The sequence below is a fragment of the Microlunatus aurantiacus genome (assembly GCF_039536605.1).
In the GTDB taxonomy this organism is placed as follows: Bacteria; Actinomycetota; Actinomycetes; order Propionibacteriales; family Propionibacteriaceae; genus Microlunatus; species Microlunatus aurantiacus.
Genome location: NZ_BAAAYX010000003.1, coordinates 334588 through 356657, shown reverse-complemented (window position 1 = coordinate 356657; position 22070 = coordinate 334588). Strand labels below are relative to the sequence as shown.

The 22070-nt window shown below is 73.7% G+C and carries 18 protein-coding genes; 11 read left to right on the top strand and 7 right to left on the bottom strand.

What is annotated here, in order from left to right; all coding sequences use genetic code 11:
- Positions 1-64: 64 nt before the first annotated feature.
- Entirely contained in the window at positions 65-502 is a 438-nt protein-coding gene (locus ABD714_RS07235) for a YdeI/OmpD-associated family protein (protein ID WP_344811628.1), read from the top strand.
- Here ABD714_RS07235 and ABD714_RS07230 read toward each other — a convergent pair.
- The 3 genes from ABD714_RS07230 to ABD714_RS07220 all read right to left on the bottom strand — a co-directional run bounded on the left by ABD714_RS07230 (position 495) and on the right by ABD714_RS07220 (position 3837).
- A complete protein-coding gene (locus ABD714_RS07230; RefSeq protein WP_344811627.1) occupies positions 495-1358 on the bottom strand; it encodes a CHAD domain-containing protein in 864 nt (287 codons plus the stop codon). The two genes, ABD714_RS07235 and ABD714_RS07230, sit on opposite strands and share 8 nt — an antisense overlap.
- Before the next feature lie 71 nt (positions 1359-1429).
- Entirely contained in the window at positions 1430-3163 is a 1734-nt protein-coding gene (locus ABD714_RS07225; RefSeq protein ID WP_344811626.1) for an AMP-binding protein, read from the bottom strand.
- 119 nt (positions 3164-3282) lie between these two features.
- On the bottom strand, positions 3283-3837 hold the full coding sequence (locus ABD714_RS07220; RefSeq protein WP_344811625.1) for a P-loop nucleotide/nucleoside kinase family protein: 555 nt from the start codon (positions 3835-3837) through the stop codon (positions 3283-3285).
- 70 nt (positions 3838-3907) lie between these two features.
- Here ABD714_RS07220 and ABD714_RS07215 point away from each other — a divergent pair, with 70 nt between their 5' ends.
- Positions 3908-4864 (top strand): NAD(P)-dependent oxidoreductase, encoded by a 957-nt coding sequence (locus ABD714_RS07215; RefSeq protein WP_344811624.1) that lies wholly within the window; start codon positions 3908-3910, stop codon positions 4862-4864.
- On the opposite strand, the gene ABD714_RS07210 is transcribed toward ABD714_RS07215, so the two are convergent.
- A complete protein-coding gene (locus tag ABD714_RS07210; RefSeq protein WP_344811623.1) occupies positions 4858-6660 on the bottom strand; it encodes a glycerol-3-phosphate dehydrogenase/oxidase in 1803 nt (600 codons plus the stop codon). The genes ABD714_RS07215 and ABD714_RS07210 overlap by 7 nt on opposite strands.
- Positions 6661-6802: 142 nt before the next feature.
- On the opposite strand from ABD714_RS07210, the gene ABD714_RS07205 reads away from it, so the two are divergent.
- Genes ABD714_RS07205 through ABD714_RS07195 form a run of 3 tightly spaced genes read left to right on the top strand, consistent with a single transcriptional unit; the run spans position 6803 to position 11183 of the window.
- Entirely contained in the window at positions 6803-9442 is a 2640-nt protein-coding gene (locus ABD714_RS07205; protein ID WP_344811622.1) for a GNAT family N-acetyltransferase, read from the top strand.
- 50 nt (positions 9443-9492) lie between these two features.
- Entirely contained in the window at positions 9493-10071 is a 579-nt protein-coding gene (locus ABD714_RS07200; protein WP_344811621.1) for a DUF5998 family protein, read from the top strand.
- A gap of 38 nt (positions 10072-10109) precedes the next feature.
- Positions 10110-11183: an alkaline phosphatase family protein gene (locus ABD714_RS07195; RefSeq protein ID WP_344811620.1), complete on the top strand. Its 1074-nt coding sequence runs from the start codon at positions 10110-10112 to the stop codon at positions 11181-11183.
- Positions 11184-11199: 16 nt separating this feature from the next.
- On the opposite strand, the gene ABD714_RS07190 is transcribed toward ABD714_RS07195, so the two are convergent.
- Together ABD714_RS07190 and ABD714_RS07185 are read right to left on the bottom strand one after the other, a co-directional pair.
- On the bottom strand, positions 11200-12516 hold the full coding sequence (locus ABD714_RS07190; RefSeq protein WP_344811619.1) for a hypothetical protein: 1317 nt from the start codon (positions 12514-12516) through the stop codon (positions 11200-11202).
- A gap of 23 nt (positions 12517-12539) precedes the next feature.
- Entirely contained in the window at positions 12540-13823 is a 1284-nt protein-coding gene (locus ABD714_RS07185; protein ID WP_344811618.1) for a hypothetical protein, read from the bottom strand.
- A 36-nt stretch (positions 13824-13859) separates the two neighbouring features.
- Between ABD714_RS07185 and ABD714_RS07180 the strand changes: the two genes are divergently transcribed.
- Together ABD714_RS07180 and ABD714_RS07175 are read left to right on the top strand one after the other, a co-directional pair.
- Positions 13860-14537, top strand: coding sequence for a thymidine kinase (locus ABD714_RS07180; protein WP_344811617.1), 678 nt, complete (start codon positions 13860-13862; stop codon positions 14535-14537).
- Positions 14534-15364: a sulfurtransferase gene (locus ABD714_RS07175; RefSeq protein WP_344811616.1), complete on the top strand. Its 831-nt coding sequence runs from the start codon at positions 14534-14536 to the stop codon at positions 15362-15364. Before ABD714_RS07180 ends, ABD714_RS07175 begins: the two co-directional genes overlap by 4 nt.
- Here the strand turns inward: ABD714_RS07175 and sepH are convergent.
- Entirely contained in the window at positions 15361-16671 is a 1311-nt protein-coding gene (gene sepH, locus ABD714_RS07170) for a septation protein SepH (RefSeq protein ID WP_344811615.1), read from the bottom strand. The genes ABD714_RS07175 and sepH overlap by 4 nt on opposite strands.
- 94 nt (positions 16672-16765) lie before the next feature.
- Between sepH and ABD714_RS07165 the strand changes: the two genes are divergently transcribed.
- The 4 genes from ABD714_RS07165 to ABD714_RS07150 are packed head-to-tail and all read left to right on the top strand — an operon-like array spanning position 16766 to position 21780.
- Complete coding sequence (locus ABD714_RS07165) at positions 16766-17386, top strand: trimeric intracellular cation channel family protein (protein ID WP_344811614.1); 621 nt, start codon at positions 16766-16768, stop codon at positions 17384-17386.
- 45 nt (positions 17387-17431) lie between these two features.
- Positions 17432-18856 carry a sigma 54-interacting transcriptional regulator gene (locus tag ABD714_RS07160; RefSeq protein ID WP_344811613.1) on the top strand — a complete coding sequence of 475 codons (1425 nt, stop codon included), beginning with the start codon at positions 17432-17434 and terminating at the stop codon, positions 18854-18856.
- Positions 18857-18862: 6 nt separating this feature from the next.
- Positions 18863-20851: a VWA domain-containing protein gene (locus ABD714_RS07155; RefSeq protein WP_344811612.1), complete on the top strand. Its 1989-nt coding sequence runs from the start codon at positions 18863-18865 to the stop codon at positions 20849-20851.
- On the top strand, positions 20848-21780 hold the full coding sequence (locus ABD714_RS07150; RefSeq protein ID WP_344811611.1) for an NAD(P)/FAD-dependent oxidoreductase: 933 nt from the start codon (positions 20848-20850) through the stop codon (positions 21778-21780). Before ABD714_RS07155 ends, ABD714_RS07150 begins: the two co-directional genes overlap by 4 nt.
- Positions 21781-22070: the final 290 nt, after the last annotated feature.

Below are 22070 nucleotides of genomic sequence, written 5' to 3'. Positions count from 1 at the left end.
GCTGATTCTGCCCGGTCCCGCGCCGGGCTTGCGCTTCCGGCGCGTGTCGGAGCACCATCGCCGGATGACGCTGCAGATCTCCACGGTCCTGCGACCCGTCGGTCCGGCCACGGCGCTGGAGCTCACCGACGCCCAGGTGGCCGAGCTCGGCGGCGGTCGGCGGGCGGCGGTGCGGGTCACCATCGGCGACCGTACGGCGCGGCTCCGGCTGGCCGGGATGGGAGGCCAGAACCTGATCGGGCTGTCCAAGGCGGCGCGGGCCGAGCTGGGGGTCGACATCGGGGACCCGGTCACGGCGACGGTCGAGCTGGACGACGCGGAGCGGGTGGTGGAGCTGCCCGCGGACCTCCGCGCGGCGCTGGAGGCCGATCCGCGAGCGATGGCCGCCTTCGAGGCCCTCACCCCGTCGCGCCGCAAGGAACAGGTCCGCGGCATCGTCGAGGCCAAACGGCCCGAGACCCGCGCCAGGCGCATCGCCGCCGCGGTCGCGGACCTCAGCTGAGGAAGGGCCGCAGCTGCTCGGTGACGGCCGCGCGGCGGGCGCGCTCGTGCCCGTACAGCAGTCCGTAGGTGAAGCCGTTGTGACCGCTCCGGTTGCCCACCCGGACCCCCTCGCTGCGGAGGAACTCCGCAGCCACGATGCTGTCCTGGTGATCGCCGAGGACGTCCTGCAGGTCCTTGCGCCCGGCGATGATCTTGTCGGCCTTCTTGCCCAGGACCGGGGCGGCGAGCTCGGCGGCGTAGCGGGCGCGCTTCCCCGCCTTGCGCGCCGCGTGCAGCAGGTGATCGGCCCCGGGGTCCCCGGTGAGCTGGGCCTCGATGGCCCGGTCGAGTCGCTTGTCGAGTGCCTTGGCCGCGCGCTTCACGTACGCCTTCGCCGCGACTCCAGGCGCCTTGGCCTCCGGGGTCAGCGGTGCGTCGCTGCGCCAGCGGTGCAGCTCGGCCAGCAGCCGGCGGTAGCGGTCGTCGTCCAGCGCGGCGTGCACGGCGTCCCAGGCCACCTTCCGCCGGGTGCTGAGCTCCGTCTGGATCTGGGCCGCGACCGCACCCACCACGAGCTCCGGTGGCAGCTCGGCCAGGTCGGCCAGCAGCCGCGCCTCCAGCACCTCGAGATCCCGCACCTCGCCCAGCAGACCCGCGAACCACACCAGCTCGTCACTCAACCCGCCGGCCCGAGCCACGTCGATCAGGTCGTCGTAGGTCCGCAGGGTGCTGCGGAGCCGCCGGGCCGCGACCCGGGTCGCGTGGATCACCGGCTCACGCTCGCGCAGTGCCTGCTCGGCCTCGATCAGCACCGTGCACTGCTCGGCCAGGTAGGCGCGGACCAGGTCGCCCACGGACTGCGGGGAATCGGCCATCGGAAGATCCTCGTCTCGGGTGGTTCGTCATCGGCCGGGTGCCGACCCGACCTTCTACCGCATCCGGGTGACTAGCCGGGGTCGGTGTCGCGGAACTCGGCCGCCGGACGCTCGCCCGACGCGCTCCGCGCCGCCTCCGCGTCCCGCAGCTCGACGCGCCGGATCTTGCCGCTGATCGTCTTCGGCAGCTCGGCGAACTCGATCCGGCGGATCCGCTTGTAGGACCCCAGGTGCTCGCGGCAGTAGGTCAGGATGGAGCGCGCCGTGGCCGCGTCGGGTGGATACCCCTCCGCCAGCACCACGTACGCCTTCGGCACCGCCAACCGCAGCTCGTCCGGGGCCGGCACCACGGCCGCCTCGGCCACCGCCGGGTGCTCGATCAGCACCGACTCCAGCTCGAACGGGCTGATCCGGTAGTCGCTGGCCTTGAACACGTCGTCGGCACGACCGACGAACGTCAGGTAGCCGTCCGCGTCCCGCGACACCACGTCACCGGTGTGGTAGACCGCGCCGGCGAACGCCTCCGCGTTCAGCTCGTCGGCCGGCACCCCGGCCCGTTCCGCGTAGCCGGCCATCAGGGGCACCGGGCGCGGGTCCAACGACAGGCACAGCTCGCCCTCGTCGTCCCGGTGGTCACCGGTGACCGGGTCGACCAGCACCACCCGGTAGCCCGGGAGCGGCCGGCCCATCGAGCCGGGACGGACCTCCGCGCCCGGCGGGTTGCCGACCTGGGCGGTGGTCTCGGTCTGGCCGTAGCCGTCCCGGACGGTGAGACCCCACGCCTGGCGGACCTGCTCGATCACCTCCGGGTTCAGCGGCTCGCCGGCCGACAGCACCTCGCGCAGCGAGTGCCGGGCCGAGGCGAGGTCGTGCTGGACGAGCATCCGCCACACCGTCGGCGGTGCGCAGAAGGTCGTCGCCCCGGTGTGCGCGAGCACGTCCAGCAGCTGCCGGGGGTCGAAGCGGGCGTAGGTGTACACCAGCACCGTCGCGCCGGCCAGCCAGGGGGCGAACACGTTGCTCCAGGCGTGCTTGCCCCACCCGGGCGAGGAGATGTTGAGGTGCACGTCACCGGGCTGCAGGCCCATCCAGTACATCGTCGACAGGTGGCCGATCGGGTAGGACACGTGGGTGTGCTGGACCAGCTTCGGTAGCGCGGTGGTCCCGGAGGTGAAGTAGAGCAGGGTGAGGTCGCCGGCCTTGCTTGCCCCGGGCAGGTGCCCGTCGGCGCCCAGGAACTCGTACGCCCGGCGGTAGTCCACCCACCCGTCGGGGACGGTCACCTCCTCCGAGCTGCCCACCGCGGAGCTGCCCACCGCGATCTTGCCCAGCGGCAGGGACAGGTGGGCGAACCGGTCGGCCTCCGCCCCGGCCGCCACCAGGAGCCGCGCCCCGCCCCGGTCCACCCGGTCGGCCAGGTCGGCCGCCGACAGCTGCGGGGTGGCCGGGATGATCACCGCGCCGAGCCGGATGGCGGCCAGCATCAGCTCCCACAGCGGCACGCAGTTGCCCAGCACCATCAGCACCCGGTCGCCGCGCCGGAGACCGAGCTCGGCCAGCAGGTGGGCGGTGGCGATGGAGCGGGCGGACAGCTCGGCGAAGGTCAGCTTCGTCTCCTGGTCGCCGTCGATCACCCACAGCGCGACCCCGTCCGGGTTCTCCGCCGCGAGCCCGTCGAACCAGTCGGTGGCGAAGTTGTAGATCGGCGGTTCGGGCCAGCTGAAGCCGGCCGCGGCGACCTCGTAGTCGGTGCGGTGCTGGAGCAGGAAGTCGCGGGCGGCGCGGACGGCACAGTTCAGCGGCATCGTCGAGACCTCCGGGGGGCGAGGCGAGGAGACCGCAGCGAGGAGCGGTCCACGTTCTCGACACGCTACTGCGTCGCGACCGGGCACCCCGACGGCGTCGACCGGCCGGACGGCCCGCGTCACCCCTGGCCGGGCCGCCAGGACGGCCAACGTGCCCTCGCCCATGCCGCCCACGACGCGTGTCCGGCCGGGACGGCGGGGATCGTGCCGTCGCGCAGCTCGTCGACGTCCGGGGCCTGGAACCGGGTGTGCCACTGGCGCAGCTCGGCGTCGGACATCTCGAACTGAGCCGGGTCGCCTCCGGACCGGGCGGTGATGCGGCGGCGCTGCTCGTCGTAGCCGATCGGCAGGTAGACGACCTCGGTGCGCAGACCGCGGGCCGCGGCGATCCAGCGGAGGGCCGAGCGCTCGTCGGTGCCCCAGAACCCGAAGTCGAGGACGACGTCGAGACCGAGGTCGGCGGCTCGCAGACCGATCTCGATCAGCTTGCCCTCCAGGCGGTCACGGTGGGCGGCCCGCTCGGCCGATCGCCATCGGGTCGGGCTGTCACGATCGAACACCGCCATCTGCCACTCGTCCGGCGTCAACCGCAGCGCCGACCGCTCCGCCTCCAGCTCCCTGGCTCGGGTGGTCTTGCCGGCCCCCGGCAGCCCGACGATCAGGAAGACGGTCATCCGGCGACGCTAGTCCCCCGGGCCGCGACGCCGCGCGGGCCGCACCGGGCCGCGGCTAGCATCCAGGCCCATGATCACCTTCGCGGCCGGCTCGGACGACCTCGACGACCTGCGCGACCGGCTCAGCGCCGCTCCGGACGTGAGCGGGGACGTGACCCTGGTCGCGATCGACGACGAGGGAACCGACCTGGGTGCGGTCGAGGGCGCGGTGCAGTGGGGCGGGGACGCCGAGAAGCTCGCCACCCTGCTGGCCCGGGCCCCGCAGGTGCGGTGGCTGCACAGCCCGGGCGCCGGGGTCGAGAGCTGGCCGCTGGCCGAGCTGCGCCGCCGGCAGATCACGCTGACCAACGCCGCCGGCGTGTTCGCGATCCCGATCGCGGAGTGGGTGCTGTCGGTGATGCTGTCGGCGGTCACCCGGGCGCGGGAGGTCGACGCGGCCCAGCGGGAGCACCGGTGGGCCGACGACCTGGTCAGTGGTGAGCTGCACGGCCGCACGCTGCTGCTGCTCGGCGCCGGCGGGATCGGTCAGCAGGTCGTGGACCGCGCGGCGGCGTTCGGGATGCGGATCTGGGCCGCCAGCCGGAGCGGTCGCGCCGTGCCCGGTGCGGAGCGGTCCCTTGCCGGCGACGCCTGGCGGGACGCCCTGCCCGCGGCGGACGTCGTGGTCAGCACGGTGCCGCTGACCGCGCAGACCCGTGGGCTGGTGACGGCCGCCGACATCGCACGGCTGCGCTCCGACGCGTGGTTCGTCAACGTCGGCCGGGGCGGCACGGTGGACGAGGAGGCGCTCCTCGACGCGGCCGCGGCGGGCCGGATCGGCGGAGCCGCCCTCGACACCTGGTTGACCGAGCCGCTCCCGGCCGACCACCGGGCGTGGGCCCTGGAGAACGTCGTCGTCTCGCCCCACCGTTCCGGGTCGTCGGCGGCCGGGCGGGACCGCGGCCTGGACCTGCTCGCCGACAACATCCGTCGGTTCTCGGCGAACGAGTCGTTGCGCAACGTGGTCGACCTGGACGCCGGCTACTGAGCCGGTCGCCCCTCGGACCCCTGGCGCCCGTCCAGGCGCACGTCGGGGGCACCGAGACGCGCCGCGTCGGCCGACCGGTCGTCGGGTTGGTGCTGCGACTCCCGCTCGGCGTCCACCCGGGCCGTGTAGTGCGCGATCTCGCGCCCCACCTGGGCCTCGTCCCACCCGAGTGCCGACGCCACCAGGCCGGCGACCTCGGTGGCCGCCGCGACCCCGCGGTCCCAGGTCTCGATCGAGATCCGCGTCCGCCGGGCCAGGATGTCGTCCAGGTGCAGGGCCCCCTCGTGGGTGGCGGCGTAGAGGGCCTCCACCGCCAGGTAGCCCGGCGCCGAGGCCAACGGCCGACCCAGCTCGGGGCGCTCGGCGATCAGCGCGAAGAGCTCGGCGGTCAGTGACCCGTAGCGGTTGAGCAGGTGCTCGACCCAGTCGGTCGACAGGCCGGAGTCCGCCGCCAGCCGGGCCCGGGTGTTCCACAGCGCCCGGTAGCCGTCGGCCCCCAGCAGCGGGACCTCCGCCGTCACCGACGGCGTGGCCGCCGCCGCCGCCGATGCTCCGCCGGGCACCGCGGCCAGCTCCCGGACCGCCACGTCGACGGCATCGGCGGCCATCACCCGGTACGTCGTGTACTTGCCCCCGGCGACCGTGACGAGACCCGGCACGGGGGTGGCGACGGCGTGCTCGCGGGACAGCTTGGAGGTCGAGTCCGACTCACCGGCCAGCAGCGGCCGCAGCCCGGCGTACACCCCCATCACGTCGTCACGGGTCAGCGGCTGCGCGAGCAGCCGGTTGACCTGGCCGAGCAGGTAGTCGATGTCGGCGCTGCTGGCGGCGGGGTGCGCGAGGTCGAGGTCCCAGTCGGTGTCGGTGGTGCCGATGATCCAGTGCTGGTGCCAGGGGATCACGAAGAGCAGGCTCGACTTCGTCCGGGTGATCAGCCCGCAGCCGGCGTCGATCCGGTCCCGGGGAACGAGCAGGTGGACGCCCTTGGAGGCCCGCACCCGGAACGACCTGGCCGGCTGCAGACCGCTCGGGCTCAGCAGCTGGGCGAGCTGGTCGATCCACACCCCGGCGGCGTTGATCACGGTGCGTGCCCTGATCTCGATCTCGCGGCCGGACTCCAGGTCCCGGACGCGCACGCCGGCGACCCGTCCGCCGCGGCCCCGCGCCGGACCGTCCGGATCGGCCAGGAACCCCACCACCCGCGTGCTGCTGGCCACCGCGGCACCGAAGTGGGCAGCGGTCCGGGACAGCATCATGGTGTGCCGTGCGTCGTCCACCTGGCCTTCGTAGAAGGCGATCGAGCCGCGGATCACCGACGGGTCGCCGGACCCGAACAGCTCGATCGTCCGGCGCCGGCCCAGGTGCCGCAGGTGGCTCGGCACGCCGCGGCCGGCTCCCATCACGTCGTAGACGCCGATGCCCAGCCCCGCGTACGCGCGGTCGATCCCGGTCTTCAGCAGCGGGTAGATGAACCGGACCGGCTTGGCCAGGTGCGGCGCCAGCGTCTCCAGGGCCAGCTTGCGCTCCTGCAGCGCCTCGAAGACGAGCCGGAAGTCGAGCTGCTCCAGGTAGCGCAGACCGCCGTGGAACAGCTTGGTCGACCGGCTGGACGTGCCGGAGGCGTAGTCCCGGGCCTCGACCAGACCCACCGTCAGACCCCGGGTGGCGGCGTCCAGCGCCGCCCCGGCCCCGGTCACCCCGGCCCCGATGACGAGCACGTCGAAGTCGTCGGCCGCCAGCCGCTCCAGCGCCTGGGTCCGCGACGAGGGGGAGAGGGGAGTGGTGGGGCTGAGCACGCGATCGCCTCCGGGGTGGGTCGGTGGTGGAGCCGGACCGATCCAGCGGTCCGCGATCCACCGTACGGGGCCGTGGGGAGCCCGGGGGACAGGCATCTCGCCGGCTCCCCACGCCCTGGTGCGGACCCGTAGTGTGACCCTCGTGCCCGAGAGCCTGAACCCTCCCGGCTACCCGACGGAGTGGGAGGCCGACGTCCTGCTCGCCGACGGTGGCGTCGCGCGGCTCCGCCCCATCCGGCCGGCCGACGCGGACTTGCTGGTGCGGTTCTACGACCGGGTCTCGCCGGAGTCGAAGTACCTGCGCTTCTTCGCGCCCTACCCCCGGCTGAGCAGCCGGGACGTGGCCCGCTTCACCCAGGTCGACTACGTCGACCGGGTCGCCCTGATCATCACGCTCGGCGAGCAGATGATCGGCGTCGGACGCTACGACCGGGTGGAGAACGACCAGGCCGAGGTCGCCTTCCTGGTCGAGGACGCCCACCAGGGGCGCGGCATCGCCCAGCTGCTGCTCGAGCACCTGGCCGAGGCCGCCCGGGAGCGCGGGATCACCAAGTTCGTGGCCGAGGTGCTGCCGGAGAACCGCCGGATGGCCCAGGTGTTCGCGGATGCGGGCTACCGGGTGCAGAAGGGCTACGAAGACGGGGTGCTGATGGTGGAGTTCGCCATCCTGCCCACCGACACCTCGGTCGGGGTGATGGAGCGCCGCGAGCACCGGGCCGAGAGCCGGTCGATCCGCCGGTTGCTGACCCCGGACCGCGTGGTGCTGCTCGGCCCCGGCAGCCGGGTCCAGGAGCTGGTGGTGGCCACCGTCAGTGGCGGCTTCCGCGGCGAGGTGATCGCGGTCAGCACCGACAGCTGCCCGGTCTCCGGGGTGCCGCTGGCGAGCTCGATCGCGACCGTGGAGGGCCGGATCGACCTGGCCGTGGTCTCGGTCCCGACCGACCAGCTCGGCGGTGTGGTGATCGACGCCGCCCACAAGGGCGCCCACGGGCTGGTGGTGCTCACCGGCGGCGGCGACGGCGGGCACGACAACCGGACGGTGGTCAACCTGGCCCGGGCGTACGGCGTGCGGGCGGTCGGGCCGGACGCCCTCGGGCTGATCAACACCGACTCCGAGGTGGGGCTGAACGCCAGCCCCGCGCCGATGCCGCGGCCCGGCGTGGTCGGGATGTTCTGCCAGTCGGCGGCGATCGGGGTGTCGCTGCTGAACTACGCGGTGGAACGGGACCTCGGCCTGTCCTCGTTCCTGTCCACCGGGGACTTCGCCGACGTGACCGCCAACGACGTGATGCAGTTCTGGGAGGACGACGAGGCCACCTCCGCCTGCCTGCTGTCCCTGGACTCGATCGGCAACCCGCGCAAGTTCACCCGGATCGTGCGCCGGCTGGCCCGGCGCAAGCCGGTGGTCGTGTTCTCCCCGGGGCGGGCCGACCGGGCCGACCACTACGGCGTCCGCGGTGGTCTGGGGCACGCGGAGGAGGCCGCGGTCGACGCGCTGTTCCGGCAGAACGGCGTGATCGTCAGCCACCGCCGACAGGGCATGATCGACGCGGCCCGGGTGGTCTCCCGGCAGCCGCTGCCCAAGGGCCCGCGGGTGCAGCTGATCACCAACTCCGCCACCCTGGCCCGGCAGATGGCCGCGACGGCCGAGGCGGCCGGACTCGTGCTCAAGCCGGAACCGCTGATCCTGGCCACCAACGCCGGGGCCGACGAGTTCCACACCGCCGCCGACGAGGCCCTCGCCGACGGCACCTGCGACTCGGTCGTCTGCACCGCCGTCTCCCCGTACGGGCGTGACGACGACGTGGAGGAGGCGCTGGAGGAGCTCGCCGCCTACGCCGAGAAACCGCTCATCTGCGTCCTGCTCGACTTCCGCGGTCCGATCCCGGCGAGCGACGACCGCGACGGGATGGGGCAGCTGGTCACCTTCTCCTCCCCGGGTGACGCGATCCGGGCCCTCGGCTCGATCACCGAGTACGCCGGCTGGCTGGCTCGCGACCCCGGTGCCGTGCCGCTGCTGGACATCGACGAGCAGGCGGCCAAGCGGCTGGTGAACCGGGTCCTCGCCCAGCACCCGGCCGGCCGCGCGCTCACCCAGGACGAGGCGGCCCGGCTGCTCGGCGCGTACGGCATCGAGCTGGTCACCAAGACCGAGGTGCACACGCTGGAGGAGGCCGTGGCCACCGCCGAGGCGCTCGGCTGGAACGTGGTGCTGAAGGCGTCGGCCCCGGGGCTGCGGGCCCGGCCCGACCAGGCGGCGGTCTACCGCAACCTCGACGACGCCGACGAGCTGGCGTACGCGTGGCAGGACCTCACCGAGGTGGTGTCGGTGCTCGGTTTCGACCGCGAGCAGGCGATCGCCGCAGCCAGTCCGGTGATCCAGAAGATGGCGCCCCCCGGGGTGGCCCTGGTCATCCGCTCCCGGGAGGATGCCGCCTTCGGCCCGATCCTGTCGCTCGGTCTGGACGGTCTGGCGAGCGAGCTGCTCGGCGACGTGGTGCACCGGGTGCCGCCGCTGACCACTGTCGACGCCGCCGGCATGGTCCGGGGGCTGCGGGCGGCGCCGCTGCTGTTCGGCCGGGAGAACTCGCCGGGGGTCAAGGTGGCGGCGGTGGAGGACCTGCTGCACCGGGTGGCCCAGCTCGCCGACGACCTCCCGCAGCTGGCCGCGCTGACCCTGAGCCCGTGCGTCGCGTCCCTCACCGGGATGGCCGTGCTGGGGGCTGCGGTGCGGCTCGCCCCGACCGACGACCAGCGCGATCCGATGGCCCGGGTGCTGTGAGGGGAACGGAGCGACTGCGTCGCGGCTTGCGCATGGCAGGATCTATCCCCATGAGGTTGGACGCCGTGCGGCGGGACCTGAGGTCGGAGATCGAGGCCCAGGGCTACTTCCCGGATCTGGTCGAGGACACCGTCGCCCTGGCGCTGGCCGGGGAGGACCTGGTGGACTTCGTCGTCCACCACGAACCGACGTTCAGCCACGACGAGATCCACCGGCACGTCACCGTGCTGGCCCTGACCGAGACCCGGCTGATCGTCGGGCACACCGACGACCAGCCCGCCGAGCCGCCGAACACCGGCTCGTACGCCGCGTCGTCGACGGAGTCCGTGGCGCTCGGCACGATCGGCACGGTCACCCTCACCCGGGTCGTCGCCGACCCGGAGAAGTTCCGGGCCGGGGCGGGGCGGGTCGACGAGACCTGGCTGTCGGTCGGCTGGGGCGCCATGCGGCGGATCGACCTGGAGCAGGCCGGCTGCGCCGATCCCGACTGCGAGGCCGACCACGGCTACACCGGCACGATGGCCGGAGACGACCTGACCGTGCGGATGAGCGCGGCTGCCGACGGCGAGGACCGGGTGGCCCGGCTGGTGCGGTTCGCCACCACGCTGCAGCGCGTCACCGCCCGGTGATCGTCCCGGCGTATGGGTCGGCGACGATCGCCGACCTGATGCCGAGCATCGGCGCGCACCTCGGCGTCCCCGGCTGCCGGGAGGACGTGCTGGGACTGCCGAACGCCGAGCGCTACGTCGTGGTGCTGGTCGACGGTCTGGGCTGGCACCTGGTCCGTGGCGCGATCCGGGACGCGCCCTACCTGGCGTCGCTGCTGGGCGACGGCAAGCCGATCACCGCCGGCGTGCCGAGCACCACGGTGACCAGTCTGGCGTCGCTCGGCACCGGGCTGCCGCCCGGTCAGCACGGCATGGCCGGCTACACCTCGCGGGTCCCCTCGACCGGGGAGATCCTCAACGCGCTGACCTGGGAGTCCGACCTCGTCGCCCGCTCGTACCAGTCGAAGCCGACGCTGTTCGAGCGCGCCGCGGAGGCCGGCGTCGCGGTCAGCTCGGTGGCCCTGGAGCGGTTCGAGTTCAGCGGGCTGACCGAGGCGGGTCTGCGCGGACCGGACTTCGTCGGGTACGCCGAGGAGCGCGACACCGAGCGACGGATCGCCCTGACCGTGGCGGCCGCCCAGCGCGGTCGGAGGTCGTTGGTCTACGCGTACGAGCGTGAGCTCGACCACACCGGCCACGTAGAGGGCTGCGGCTCGTCCAGCTGGCTGCGGCACCTGTCCCGGGTCGACGACATGATCGAGCGGCTCCGCGCGGAGCTGCCCGACGACGTGGTGCTGATCGTGACCGGGGACCACGGCATGGTCGACGTGCCGCAGGAGCACCAGATCCTGGCGGAGGACGTGCCGGACCTGATGGCCGGGGTCGACGCCCTGGCCGGGGAGGGCCGGTTCCGACAGCTGTACGTGGACCGCGACTCCCCGGCGGCCGTGGCGGCGCGGTGGGCGGATCACCTGGGGGACCGGGCGTGGGTCCGGACCCGGGAGCAGGCGATCGAGGACGGGTGGTTCGGCCCGGTCGACCCGGCCCTGGTCGAGCGGTGGGGTCACGTGCTGGTGGCCCTGCAGACCGACTGGGCGGTGATGACGCGGCAGTTCCCGCGGGAGCTGTCCCTGGTCGGGATGCACGGCTCGCTCACGCCCGCCGAGATGACCGTGCCCCTGTTCGTCGACTGAGCGCGGCCCTCGCGGATCAGCGGGGGAGGCCGGTGGCGTCGAACCAGCCGGCCCGGTCGGTCGGGTCGGGGGCGAGTCGCAGGTCCCGGACCACTGTGGCCAGCAGCGACCGGCCGACCCCGGGCTGCACCGGGATCTGGTCGTCGGACTGGCCCGCGGTGACGCAGATGCTCTGGTCGGGCCCCAGACACCGCTCGGTGGCGATGCCCTGGTCGGCGTCGGAGGTCTTCGGACCGATCAGCAGGATGGGCCAGTAGCTGTCCTGCGGGGGGTCGAGCACCACGAACGGGCCCCAGTCGGGCTCGGCGAAGGCCTCGCCGACCGTACGGATCCGGTAACCCTCCGGCAGGGCGTCCAGCATGAAGGGCAGCAGCTGCCGTCGGTCGGTGAAGCGGACGGTGGCGGCCACCTGCTGGAGGCCGGCCACGGGTACCGGCCGGTTCGGGCACGACACGGTGGCCCAGGCCTCGTCGCCGTACTGCCAGGCCAGGATGAGGTTGTTCCCGCCGGTGTCGATCAGCTCGCCGGGTCTGCCCCCGACGCTGGTCGCCCGCGAGTCCCCCCGGGCGGGGAGCTGCTCCTCGCCCGGGACGGTCGACACCGTCACCAGGCAGGTCGTCTCCTCGTCGTCCGGCCCGGGAAGGACCACGTTGGTCTGCTCGTAGTCGGGGTAGATGGCCCGGTAGGTGATGCGCCAGTCCTCGAGGGGACGGACCTCGTGGCTGAACCGCCACTCGGTGGCCGGTTTGACGTCGGCCGGCAGCCGCGGGAGCACGAGGGTCGGGAGGGCGACGGCGGCCAGCACCACGAGCGTCGCCGCGGTCAGCAGGCCCGTGCGTCGTCCCCGCTGGGTGCGGACCCGCCGGACCGTGTCGGCGAACCGGTCGGCGACGGTCGCCGGCGCCGGGGCCAGAGCCGTCAGCTCGGCGATCTCCGGGTCGTGGGCGCCGGGCGGGATCTCGGCCAGGTCGGAGGCCACCCGCTTCGCGGGCCGGTCCAGGAGACAGGCGATCTCACCGGTGGTGAGGCGCTCGCCGTCGCGCAGCACGACAGCCGCCCGGGCGGGTCCGGTCAGGGCGTCCAGCCCGGACCGGACCGGTGGGAGGGAGCGGCCCAGCGGGGAGGCCAGGAAGGTGCGGACGACTGACGCCCGCAACCGCGGGCTCGGGTCCAGCTCGCCGGCCAGAGCGGTCCAGGACCGGTCCCGGGCCAGGGCCTGCGTCACCAGGTCGACAGCTCCGGGCCGCGAACCGGTCAACGCCGCGGCCAGACCCAGGGTGGGACCCAGGTCCCGCAGCAGCCACTCCGGCAGCGCGGCGGGTGGGCGGGGCATGAGCGAAGGGTACGTCGGGGTGGTCAGCCCGGCAGGTCGTCGGCGTCGAACCAGGTGCGCGGATCGGTGACGTCCGCGGCCCGCTGCAGGAGTCCGGACACCTCGTCCAGTGCTCGGCCGGCAGCGGGTTCCCGCGTCGACCAGGAGGCCGTCAGGCAGATCTCGTCGGGTCGCGGCACCACCGTCCGGGCGGTCCGCACCGTGCCGTCGGCCGGGAAGCACCGGTCCGCGGGCTCCGGCCGGCCGGAGCTCACCACGATGGTCGGCGCGGCCGAGACGTCGTCGGGCGCGAGCTCCACCAGCACCTCACGGGCGGCCGGTCCGGTCCAGCTGACCAGGTCGACGCGGTAGCCCGCGGGCCGCGCGGTCAGCGTGAAGGGCGTCCGCAGCTGCTCGCCGTCGAAGACCACCGCGTCGGCCACCTGCAGCTGCAACGACTCCGGGGTCACCAGGCGCGAGCAGCTGACCACGGCGTGACGCTCGGTGGCGTAGGACCAGACCACGTACGGATCGAGCGCGGGGTCGTCGACGTAGGTGGCGTCGTGGTCCTGCACCCGGACGGGGTGGGTCTCGGCCCGCCGGGCGACCGGTTCCACCCGCTCGGCGAGCGTGATGGTGCAGCTGCCGGGATCGCCGTTGGTGATCGGCAGCCGGATGACCGTCCGCTCCGTGACCGGCGTCAGCAGCCGCTGTTCCACCGACCAGCCGTCGGCCAGCTCGACCCGGTGGGAGAACCGCCACTCCCCGGGCTCCCGGACGTCCGGCGGCAGCAGCCGGGTCGCGAGCGTGGGTAGCACCACGACGCCGATCACCACCAGCGCCCCGACCAGCAGCCCGGCGGCGACCAGTCGCCGCCGCCGCGCCGGCTCCCGGCGGACCTCGCGCGCCGCTGCGGTGTACCGGTCCACGACCACCGCGAGCGACGGCGCGGTGACGGCCGGGGGACCCGCCCCGTGTTCGCGGTCACCCGGCGGTGCGCCGGCCAGGTCGGTCGCCACCCGACGCGTCGGCCGGTCGACGAGGGAGGCGATCTCGCCGATCGTCAGCCGCTCGGTGTCGCGCAGCGCGACCGCCGCGCGGGACGGATCGCCGCCGCCGCGCAGGTAGGTCCGCACCAGGCCCGTTCGCAGCAGCGGCGCCGGGTCGTGACCGACGGGCAGCTGCGTCCAGGACGGGTCCCGCGCCAGAGCCTCGGCGACCAGGTCGGCGGCTTCGGCGGGGGAGTCGGTCAGAGCGGCAGCCAGACGGCGCACCGGCTCGAGCTCGGCCAGCAGCCAGCCGGGGAGGGCGTCGGGCGGGCGCGGCATGCGGGCAGGTTAAGGCACCCGTGGCACGATGCCCCGGTGGCCGAGTTCGTCTTCTTCACCGGACCCATGGACTGCGGCAAGTCGACCCTGGCGCTGCAGTTCGACTACACCCAGTCCGTCGCCGGACGTCGTGGCCGCCTGTTCACCAGCCAGGACCGGGCCGGGGAGGCCACCATCTCCTCCCGGCTGGGGCTGGAGCGACCGGCGGTCGAGGTGACCGCGGAGTTCGACTTCTGGGGCTACCTCGTCGGCCAGCTGACCACGGGGGAGCGGATCGACTACCTGGTCTGCGACGAGACCCAGTTCTACCTGCCGGGGCAGATCGACCAGCTGGCGCGGATCGTGGACGAGCTGGACGTCGACGTGTTCGCCGTCGGGATCCTGACCGACTTCCGCACCCTGCTGTTCCCCGGTTCCCGCCGGCTGGTCGAGCTGGCGGACCGGATCGAGACGCTGCAGGTCCGGTCGCTGTGCTGGTGCGGCAAGCGCGCCACCCACAACGCGCGTACGGTGGCCGGCCGGATGGTCACCGAGGGTGCGCAGGTCGTGGTCGGTGACACCGTGCCCGACGTGGAGGACGGGGACGCGACGGGCGGCGCCACGGCGTACGAGGTGCTGTGTCGCGACCACCACCGACGAGGGGTCACCCGGGTGGTGGCGCAGTCCAGCCGGACCGACCCGCTGCCCTTCGAGCGAGAGGACGAGGACCTGTGAACAACCCCCTGGTGACGGTCGAGGAGCTGGCCGCGGAGCGGGCGACGGGTCGCCCCCTGGTGCTGGCCGACGTGCGCTGGACCCTGAACGGCCCGTCCGGCCGGGCCGACTACGAGGCGGGGCACCTGCCGGGTGCGGTCTACGTGGACCTGGAGGCCGAGCTGACCACCCACGGCCCGTCCGGCGGGCGCCACCCGCTGCCCGACCTCGGCACCTTCCAGCTGGCGATGCGCCGGATCGGCGTCTCGGCCGCCACCCCGGTGGTGGTGTACGACGGGGCGACCTCGCTGGCCGCGTCCCGGCTGTGGTGGCTGCTGACCGACGCCGGTCATCCCTCGGTCCGGGTGCTGGACGGCGGGTTCGCCGGTTGGCGGGCCGCCGGGCAGCCGGTGGAGACCGGCCCCGGTGCCGCGCCGGCACCGGGGGACTTCGTGGTCGCGCCCGGCCACCGTCGAGTGGTCGACGCGGCCGGGGTCGCGGCGCTGCTGGACGGCGAGGTGGCCCTGGTGGACGTCCGTGCCGCCGACCGCTACGCCGGGGAGAACGAGACGATCGATCCGGTCGCCGGTCACATCCCCGGCGCTGTGAGCCGACCCTCCACCCAGAACCTGACCGAGGCGGGTGGCTTCCGGCCGGCGGCCGAGATCGCCGAGCGGTTCGCCGACGTCGTCGGCGAGCCGGTGCTCTACTGCGGCTCCGGGATCACCGCGGCCCACACCCTGCTGGCGCTGGAGTCCGCCGGGCGGACCGGAGCCCTCTACCCGGGCTCGTGGAGCGACTGGATCACCGATCCGGCCCGCCCCCGTGCCACCGGGTCGACGCCCTAGCTCTTCGGGCCGCCGAACACGATCTCGTCCCAGCTCGGCACCGAGGCCCGCTTGCGCCGGACCGGCTTGGGCGCGGCGGCAGGGGTCGGCTGCTCGGGCAGGTCGAGCGGGAGCTCCTGCTCCTCCGGCTCGGTGATCACCCGCTCGGTGGCGGCCGGGGGCGTCACGGTGGCGGCCGGGGGCGTCACGGTGGCGGCCTCGGCGGTGACCTGACCGAACAGGACCGCGTCGAGCAGCGACTCGGCCTCGTCGCGGCGATCCTGACCGGCGACCGGGGGCTCCGGGCGGCCCGGGTCGTCGCTGCCTTCGGGGACCTCGACGTCGCCGTCGTCCTCGCTCGGCTCGACCGGGTAGTCGACCACGATCGCCGGCTCCCACGCCTCCGACCGCAGGGACGGACCGAGCTCCGGCACGGCGGACGCGTCGCTCGGCCTGGTGTCGGTCGGCACCGGGTCGCCGGCGGAGGGCTCGGACCCCGGCGCCACGACCTCCAGCACCGTCTCCTCGTAGATGGTCTCCACCACGAGCTCGACCGGCTCGGCGCCGTCGACGTCCTGGTAGGAGAAGATCTCGGACAGGACGTCCAGACCGGAACCCCCGTCCTCGGAACCCTCGTCCTCGGTCGGCCCGTCCTCGGGCAGCTCCGCCGCGGTCTCGGCCGGGGTCTCGACAGGTCCGGAGCGCGGGGTCCGGGCGAGCTGCACCACCTCCGCGTACGTCACCTCGACCTGGGTCTCCCGCGGGCCGGGGCCGGTGGCCGGTGGGATGTCCTGGATCGCGCGCACCAGGGCCAGCTCGTCGCTCAGGTCGATGGTGGGCTCGGTGTCGTCGTCGGGCTGACCAGGTTGCGGCGTGCGCGCGGGCGGGATGTCGCCGAGCGCCCAACGCCCCTCGTCGTTGCCGGCCACGGAGTAGCGGCCGGCGACATCGAAGTAGAAGACCGCCTGGTGGTCGCTGTCGCCGGTGACGTAGTCCGCGGTGACCGCCCAGCGGCCGTCGTCCAGCCGGTAGGAGTCCCAGCCGACGGTGTCGATGTCGACCCCACGGGTGAGCAGCCGCTCGTTCAGCACCTGACGCAGCGTCCGGTTGGCCGACGTCTCGCCCCGGCGGCGCGCCGACGAGGTCATGGCCAGTCCGGCGACGTGCTCCCGTTCAGCGATCACGGGCGCAGCGAACCGCTCGACCCGGTCGTGGTCGACGCCGGCGACGCGGGCCACGTCTGCTACCGACTCACCCGATCGGATCCGCGTTTGGATCTCGCGCGGGCTGAGTGCGCTCTCCATCTCGATCTCCAGCTGTGTCCTCACCGCGCTGTTGTCGGTGCAGTGTTCGACCAAACCTATCCTGCACGGCCCCCTACGCCGTACGCGACGAGCGGTCCGATGGCCTAGGGTGCGGCGAATGGGCCTGGTACCGGTCGCCCTCGACCTGATCGGCATCTTCGTGTTCGCGTTGTCCGGGGCACTGCTCGGCGTCCGCATCCAGTTCGACATCGTCGGGGTGATCGTCCTCGGTGCCGTCACCGGTCTCGGCGGCGGCATCATGCGCGACGTCCTGATCGGCGACACCCCACCGGCCTCGTTCACCGACTGGCGCTACCTGGCCGTGCCGGTGGTCGCCGCCCTGGTCGCCTTCCGGTTCCATCCGAAGCTGGCCCGGATCGAGCGGTACGTCGACTGGTTCGACGCGATGGGCCTGGGTCTGTTCTGCGTGCTCGGCACGGTCAAGGCGCTCTTCTTCGGGCTGGACCCCATCCCGGCCGCGCTGATGGGCGTTCTTACGGCCATCGGCGGCGGCGTGCTGCGGGACCTGCTGGCCAACCGGATGCCGGTGGTGCTGCGTCAGGACGTGTACGCCATCCCGGCGCTGGCCGGGGCGACGGTGGTGGTGCTCACCTGGGAGGCGGGTGTGTTCCGCGAGTGGGTGCTGGTGCCGGCCGCGGCCCTCTGCATCGCGCTGCGGTTCCTGGCCATGCACCGCCGGTGGAGCGCGCCCCGCGCGTCGGATCTGCGCCGGGACTAGACCCGCCGGGCCCAGGGTCTTGTGACCGAGTTCTAGGGTCGCGGTATGACCGCCATCACGCCGGGCCACGCCGCCCCGGCCACCCCCCCATCTGCTCGGACCAGGGGCCAGCTCCGGGCGAGCGGACACGACACCCGTTCCGTGGCCGAGGAGCTGCGGACCAACCTGATGACCAGGCTGCGCAGCGGCGCGACAGCCTTCCCCGGGATCGTCGGTTTCGACGACTCCGTGCTGCCCGAGCTGGAGACCGCGCTGCTGGCCGGTCACGACCTCGTCCTGCTGGGCGAGCGCGGCCAGGGCAAGACCCGGCTGATGCGCACCCTGACCCAGCTGCTCGACGAGTGGAGCCCCGAGGTCGCCGGCTGCGAGATCCACGACGACCCGTACGAGCCCGTCTGCGTCCGGTGCGTGGCGCTGGCCGCCGAGCTGGGCGACGACCTGCCCATCACCTGGCGCCACCGCGACGACCGCTACACCGAGAAGCTGGCCACTCCCGACACCAGCGTGGGCGACCTGATCGGCGACGTCGATCCGGTGAAGGTGGCGCAGGGCCGCACCCTCGGCGACCCGGAAACCGTCCACTACGGCCTGGTGCCGCGGGCCAACCGCGGGGTGTTCGGGCTGAACGAGCTGCCCGACCTGGCCGAGCGGATCCAGGTCGCGTTGTTCAACGTGCTGGAGGAGCGCGACATCCAGGTCCGCGGCTACTCGCTCCGGCTGCCGTTGGACGTGGTGCTGGTCGCCACCGCCAACCCGGAGGACTACACCAACCGCGGCCGCATCATCACCCCGCTCAAGGACCGGTTCGGCGCCGAGATCCGCACCCACTACCTGTCGGAGCTGGCCGACGAGGTGCAGCTGCTCCGGCAGGAGGCCGTCCTCGTCGCCGAGGTCGGCGACCACCTGCTGGAGGTGCTGGCCCGGTTCACCGCCAGCCTGCGGGAGTCGGCGTCGGTGGACCAGCGGTCCGGGGTGTCGGCCCGCTTCACCATCGCCGCCGCCGAGGCTGTGGCCGGATCGGCCCTGCGTCGCTCCGGTCGCACCGACGACCCCGAGGCGGTGGCTCGGGTCGGCGACCTGCCCTCGGTGCTGCCCACCCTGCTCGGCAAGGTCGAGTTCGAGATGGGCGAGGAGGGTCGGGAGCGCGATGTGCTGGAGCACCTGCTCCGGCTGGCCGTGGCCACCACCTTCCGGGAGCGGCTCGGCGGACTGGACCTGTCGGGCTTCACCGCGGTGTTCGCCGAGGGCGCGGTGGTGGAGACCGGGGACCTGGTCCCCGCGGCGGACCTGCTCTCCCAGCTCGGCACCGTGACCGGACTGGCCAAGGTGCTGGACCGGTTGGGCTACGCGGACTCCGCCGGTCGCGGCGAGGTAGCGGCGGCTGTCGAGTTCGTGCTGGAGGGCCTGCACCTGACCCGCCGGATCGACAAGGACGCCGTCGGTGGCCGGACCGTCTACGGCGCTCGGTGAGCCGTCGTGAGCGCTGACCGCTACGAGAGCCCCGACCCGCACGGCCGGTTCCGCTACGGACCGTGGCGGGGTGGCCGGGACCCGTTGGCGCCGCCGTACGACCTGCGGGCGGCGCTGGACAAGATCGGCGACGACGTCCTGTCGGCCGGCACCGTCCGGGACGCGCTGCGGGAGCTGATGCAGCGCGGGCCGGACGGTCGGGGTGGCCTGGACAAGCTGGCCCAGCGGTTGCGCAAGCTGCGGGCGGCGGCCCGCAAGCGCGGTGACCTGGGCGGCACCCTCGACCAGATCCGGTCCGCGCTGGACCAGGCGCTGGCCGCCGAGCGCGAGCAGCTCGCCGGGATGGACGGCGACGAGCACCGGCTGGCGGAGATGGAGCTGGACACCATCCCCGACGACGTCGCCGGGGCGGTGCGCGCGCTGAGCGACTACCAGTGGCGTTCCGACGAGGCGCGGCAGACGTACGAGGCCATCACCCAGATGCTGCAGCGGGAGGTGCTGGACGCGCAGTTCGCCGGCATGAAGCAGGCGCTGGAGGGCCAGGATCCCGAGGCGATGCAGCAGGTCAAGGACATGCTGGCCGACCTCAACACCCTGCTGGCCAAGCACGCGCGCAACGAGGACACCACCGACGCGTTCGCCGACTTCATGGACAAGCACGGCGAGTTCTTCCCCGAGCAGCCGGAGGACGTCGAGGAGCTCATCGACGCGCTGGCCCGCCGCCAGGCCGCCGCCCAGCGGATGATGAGCTCGCTCAGTCCCGAGCAGCGGGAGCAGCTGGCGCAGCTGATGCAGCAGGCGCTGTCCGACGCCGATCTGGCCTCGGAGATGGCCCAGCTGTCGGACAACCTGCGGGCGCTGCGGCCCGGCCTGGACCGCTCGTCGCCGACCGGCATGGGTCAGGGGGGACAGCCGCTCGGCTACGGGGAGGCGGTCGAGGCCGTCGCCGAGCTCGCCGACCTGGAGGCCCTTGGTCAGCAGCTGTCCCAGGACCGACCGGGATCGACCCTGGACGACGTGGATGTCGACCTGCTGGAGAAGCGGCTCGGCCGCGACGCCGTGGCCGACCTGCAGGGGCTGCGTGACCTGGAGCGGGAGCTGGAGCGGCAGGGGTACCTGACCCGCACCGACGACGGGCTCCGGCTGACGCCGCGCTCGCTGCGCCGGCTGGGCCAGACCGCCCTGAAGCGGGTCTTCGCGCAGCTCGAGGCGTCCGGCCGGGGAGACCACGACGACCGCCGGACGGGGTCGGCCGACGAGCGGACCGGACTGACCCGGCCGTGGGAGTTCGGCGACGAGCTGCCGCTCGACGCCCCGCGCACCGTGGCCAACGCCCTGCGCCGCGCGGGGTTGCCGGCCGGTGGAGGCGGGGTGCGGCTGGCCGTCGAGGACTTCGAGGTGATCGAGACCGAGCGCCGGACCACCGCGGCCGTGGCGCTCTGCGTCGACCTGTCGTACTCGATGGTGCAGGACGGTCGCTGGGGTCCGATGAAGCAGACCGCGCTGGCCCTGAACCACCTGATCGAGACCCGCTTCCGGCAGGACTCGCTGCAGGTGATCGGGTTCAACCGGTACGCCCGCCGACTGACCCCGCTGCAGCTGGCCGAGGTCGAGCCGGACTGGATCCAGGGCACCAACCTGCAGCACGCGCTGATGCTGGCGGCCCGCCACCTGCGCCGCCATCCGGACGCCGAGCCGGTGGTGCTGGTCGTCACCGACGGCGAGCCCACGGCGCACCTGGCCGAGGACGGGGAGGCGCAGTTCCAGTGGCCGACCACGTCGGCCACCCTGCGGGCCACCGTGGCCCAGGTCGACGAGCTGTCCCGCTACGGCGCGACGCTCAACACCTTCATGCTGGGCGAGGACCCCGGGCTGGCCCGTTTCGTCGACGCCATCGCCCGACGGTCCGGCGGCCGGGTGTTCACGCCTGACATCGGACGGCTGGGGGAGTACGTGGTGGCCGACTACCTCTCGGCTCGACGGGGGCGTCGATGACCGGCGGTCGCGTGACAGTGGTCGGCGCCGGTCTGGCCGGGATCGCCTGCGCCCGGACGCTGCAGCGGGCGGGCGTCGACGTAAGGGTGCTGGAGCGCGGGCGGCGGGTCGGCGGTCGGATGGCCAGCCGGCGGATCGACGACCGACCGGTCGATCTCGGTGCTTCCTACCTCACCGTGTCCGATGACGCCTTCGCCGCGGTGGTGGACGACTGGGCCGCCCGCGGCCTGGCCCGGCCCTGGACCGACACCTTCGCCGTGGCCGGTGGCGAGCCGAAGAGCGGACCGCTGCGCTGGGGTGCGGCCCACGGGCTGCGCTCGCTGGTGGAGGACCTGGCCGACGGGCTGGACGTCGCGCTCGAGACTCCGGTCAGCACGGTCCGGCGCGCCGGCGACGGGTGGCTGGTGGACGACGACACCACCGACGCGGTGGTGCTGGCCATGCCCGATCCGCAGGCTCGCCGGCTGCTCGCGCCGGACGTGGCCGAGGCACTGCCGGCGGATGGGACCTTCGCCCCGGTGCTGGCCCTGGCGGCCCGGTGGCCGGAGCGGGTCTGGGACTTCGACGGGCTGTTCGTCAACGACCACCAGGTCCTGGACTGGGTGGCCGACGACGGTCGGCGGCGCGGCGACGACGCCCCGGTGCTGGTCGCCCACTCCGGCGCCGACTTCGCGTCGCGGCACCTGGACGACCCGCAGGCGGCCGGTCCGGAGCTGGCCGGTGCGCTGGCCGACCTCCTCGCTGCACCGCTCCCGTCGAGCACCTTCGTGCACCGCTGGACGTTCGCCAAGCCGTCCGGGTCCCGGTCGGAGTCGTACGCCCTGGTCGACGGGCTCGGACTGTGCGGCGACGGCTGGTCGGAGAAGCCGCGGGTCGAGTCCGCGTACCTGTCCGGACGGGCCCTGGCCGAGGCGCTGCTCGCCGGCTGAGCGATCAGGATCACGCGATCTTCGGATCTCCGGTGAGTCAGCCGGTCCGTCGGTAGTGTCCGACCATGGAAGAACGTCGCCGCGCGTGGTGGGCGTCCGGGTTCGCTCTCGTGCTGGCCGCGACCACCGGAGCAGCCGCGGTCCATCTGTGGTGGTTGCCTTGCCGCGGCACGATGCTGGTCGGGACACCCCTTGCCTCGTTTGGCGACGCCGCTGACGTAGCGGACGGATGCGTCGACCGGATGGGGGAGGGAACGCCCTTTCCGCTCCCGACGGCAGCGGCGTCGTCA

Excerpts from the sequence above, each read along its gene's own strand:
- ABD714_RS07195 (WP_344811620.1), top strand. The coding sequence starts at position 10,110 with ATGCCGAGCATCGGCGCGCACCTCGGCGTCCCCGGCTGCCGGGAGGAC.
- ABD714_RS07185 (WP_344811618.1), bottom strand. The coding sequence starts at position 13,823 with ATGCCGCGCCCGCCCGACGCCCTCCCCGGCTGGCTGCTGGCCGAGCTC.
- ABD714_RS07215 (WP_344811624.1), top strand. The coding sequence starts at position 3,908 with ATGATCACCTTCGCGGCCGGCTCGGACGACCTCGACGACCTGCGCGAC.
- ABD714_RS07220 (WP_344811625.1), bottom strand. The coding sequence starts at position 3,837 with ATGACCGTCTTCCTGATCGTCGGGCTGCCGGGGGCCGGCAAGACCACC.
- ABD714_RS07150 (WP_344811611.1), top strand. The coding sequence starts at position 20,848 with ATGACCGGCGGTCGCGTGACAGTGGTCGGCGCCGGTCTGGCCGGGATC.
- ABD714_RS07235 (WP_344811628.1), top strand. The coding sequence starts at position 65 with ATGACGCTGCAGATCTCCACGGTCCTGCGACCCGTCGGTCCGGCCACG.
- ABD714_RS07225 (WP_344811626.1), bottom strand. The coding sequence starts at position 3,163 with ATGCCGCTGAACTGTGCCGTCCGCGCCGCCCGCGACTTCCTGCTCCAG.
- ABD714_RS07200 (WP_344811621.1), top strand. The coding sequence starts at position 9,493 with ATGAGGTTGGACGCCGTGCGGCGGGACCTGAGGTCGGAGATCGAGGCC.
- ABD714_RS07160 (WP_344811613.1), top strand. The coding sequence starts at position 17,432 with ATGACCGCCATCACGCCGGGCCACGCCGCCCCGGCCACCCCCCCATCT.
- ABD714_RS07190 (WP_344811619.1), bottom strand. The coding sequence starts at position 12,516 with ATGCCCCGCCCACCCGCCGCGCTGCCGGAGTGGCTGCTGCGGGACCTG.
- ABD714_RS07165 (WP_344811614.1), top strand. The coding sequence starts at position 16,766 with ATGGGCCTGGTACCGGTCGCCCTCGACCTGATCGGCATCTTCGTGTTC.
- ABD714_RS07230 (WP_344811627.1), bottom strand. The coding sequence starts at position 1,358 with ATGGCCGATTCCCCGCAGTCCGTGGGCGACCTGGTCCGCGCCTACCTG.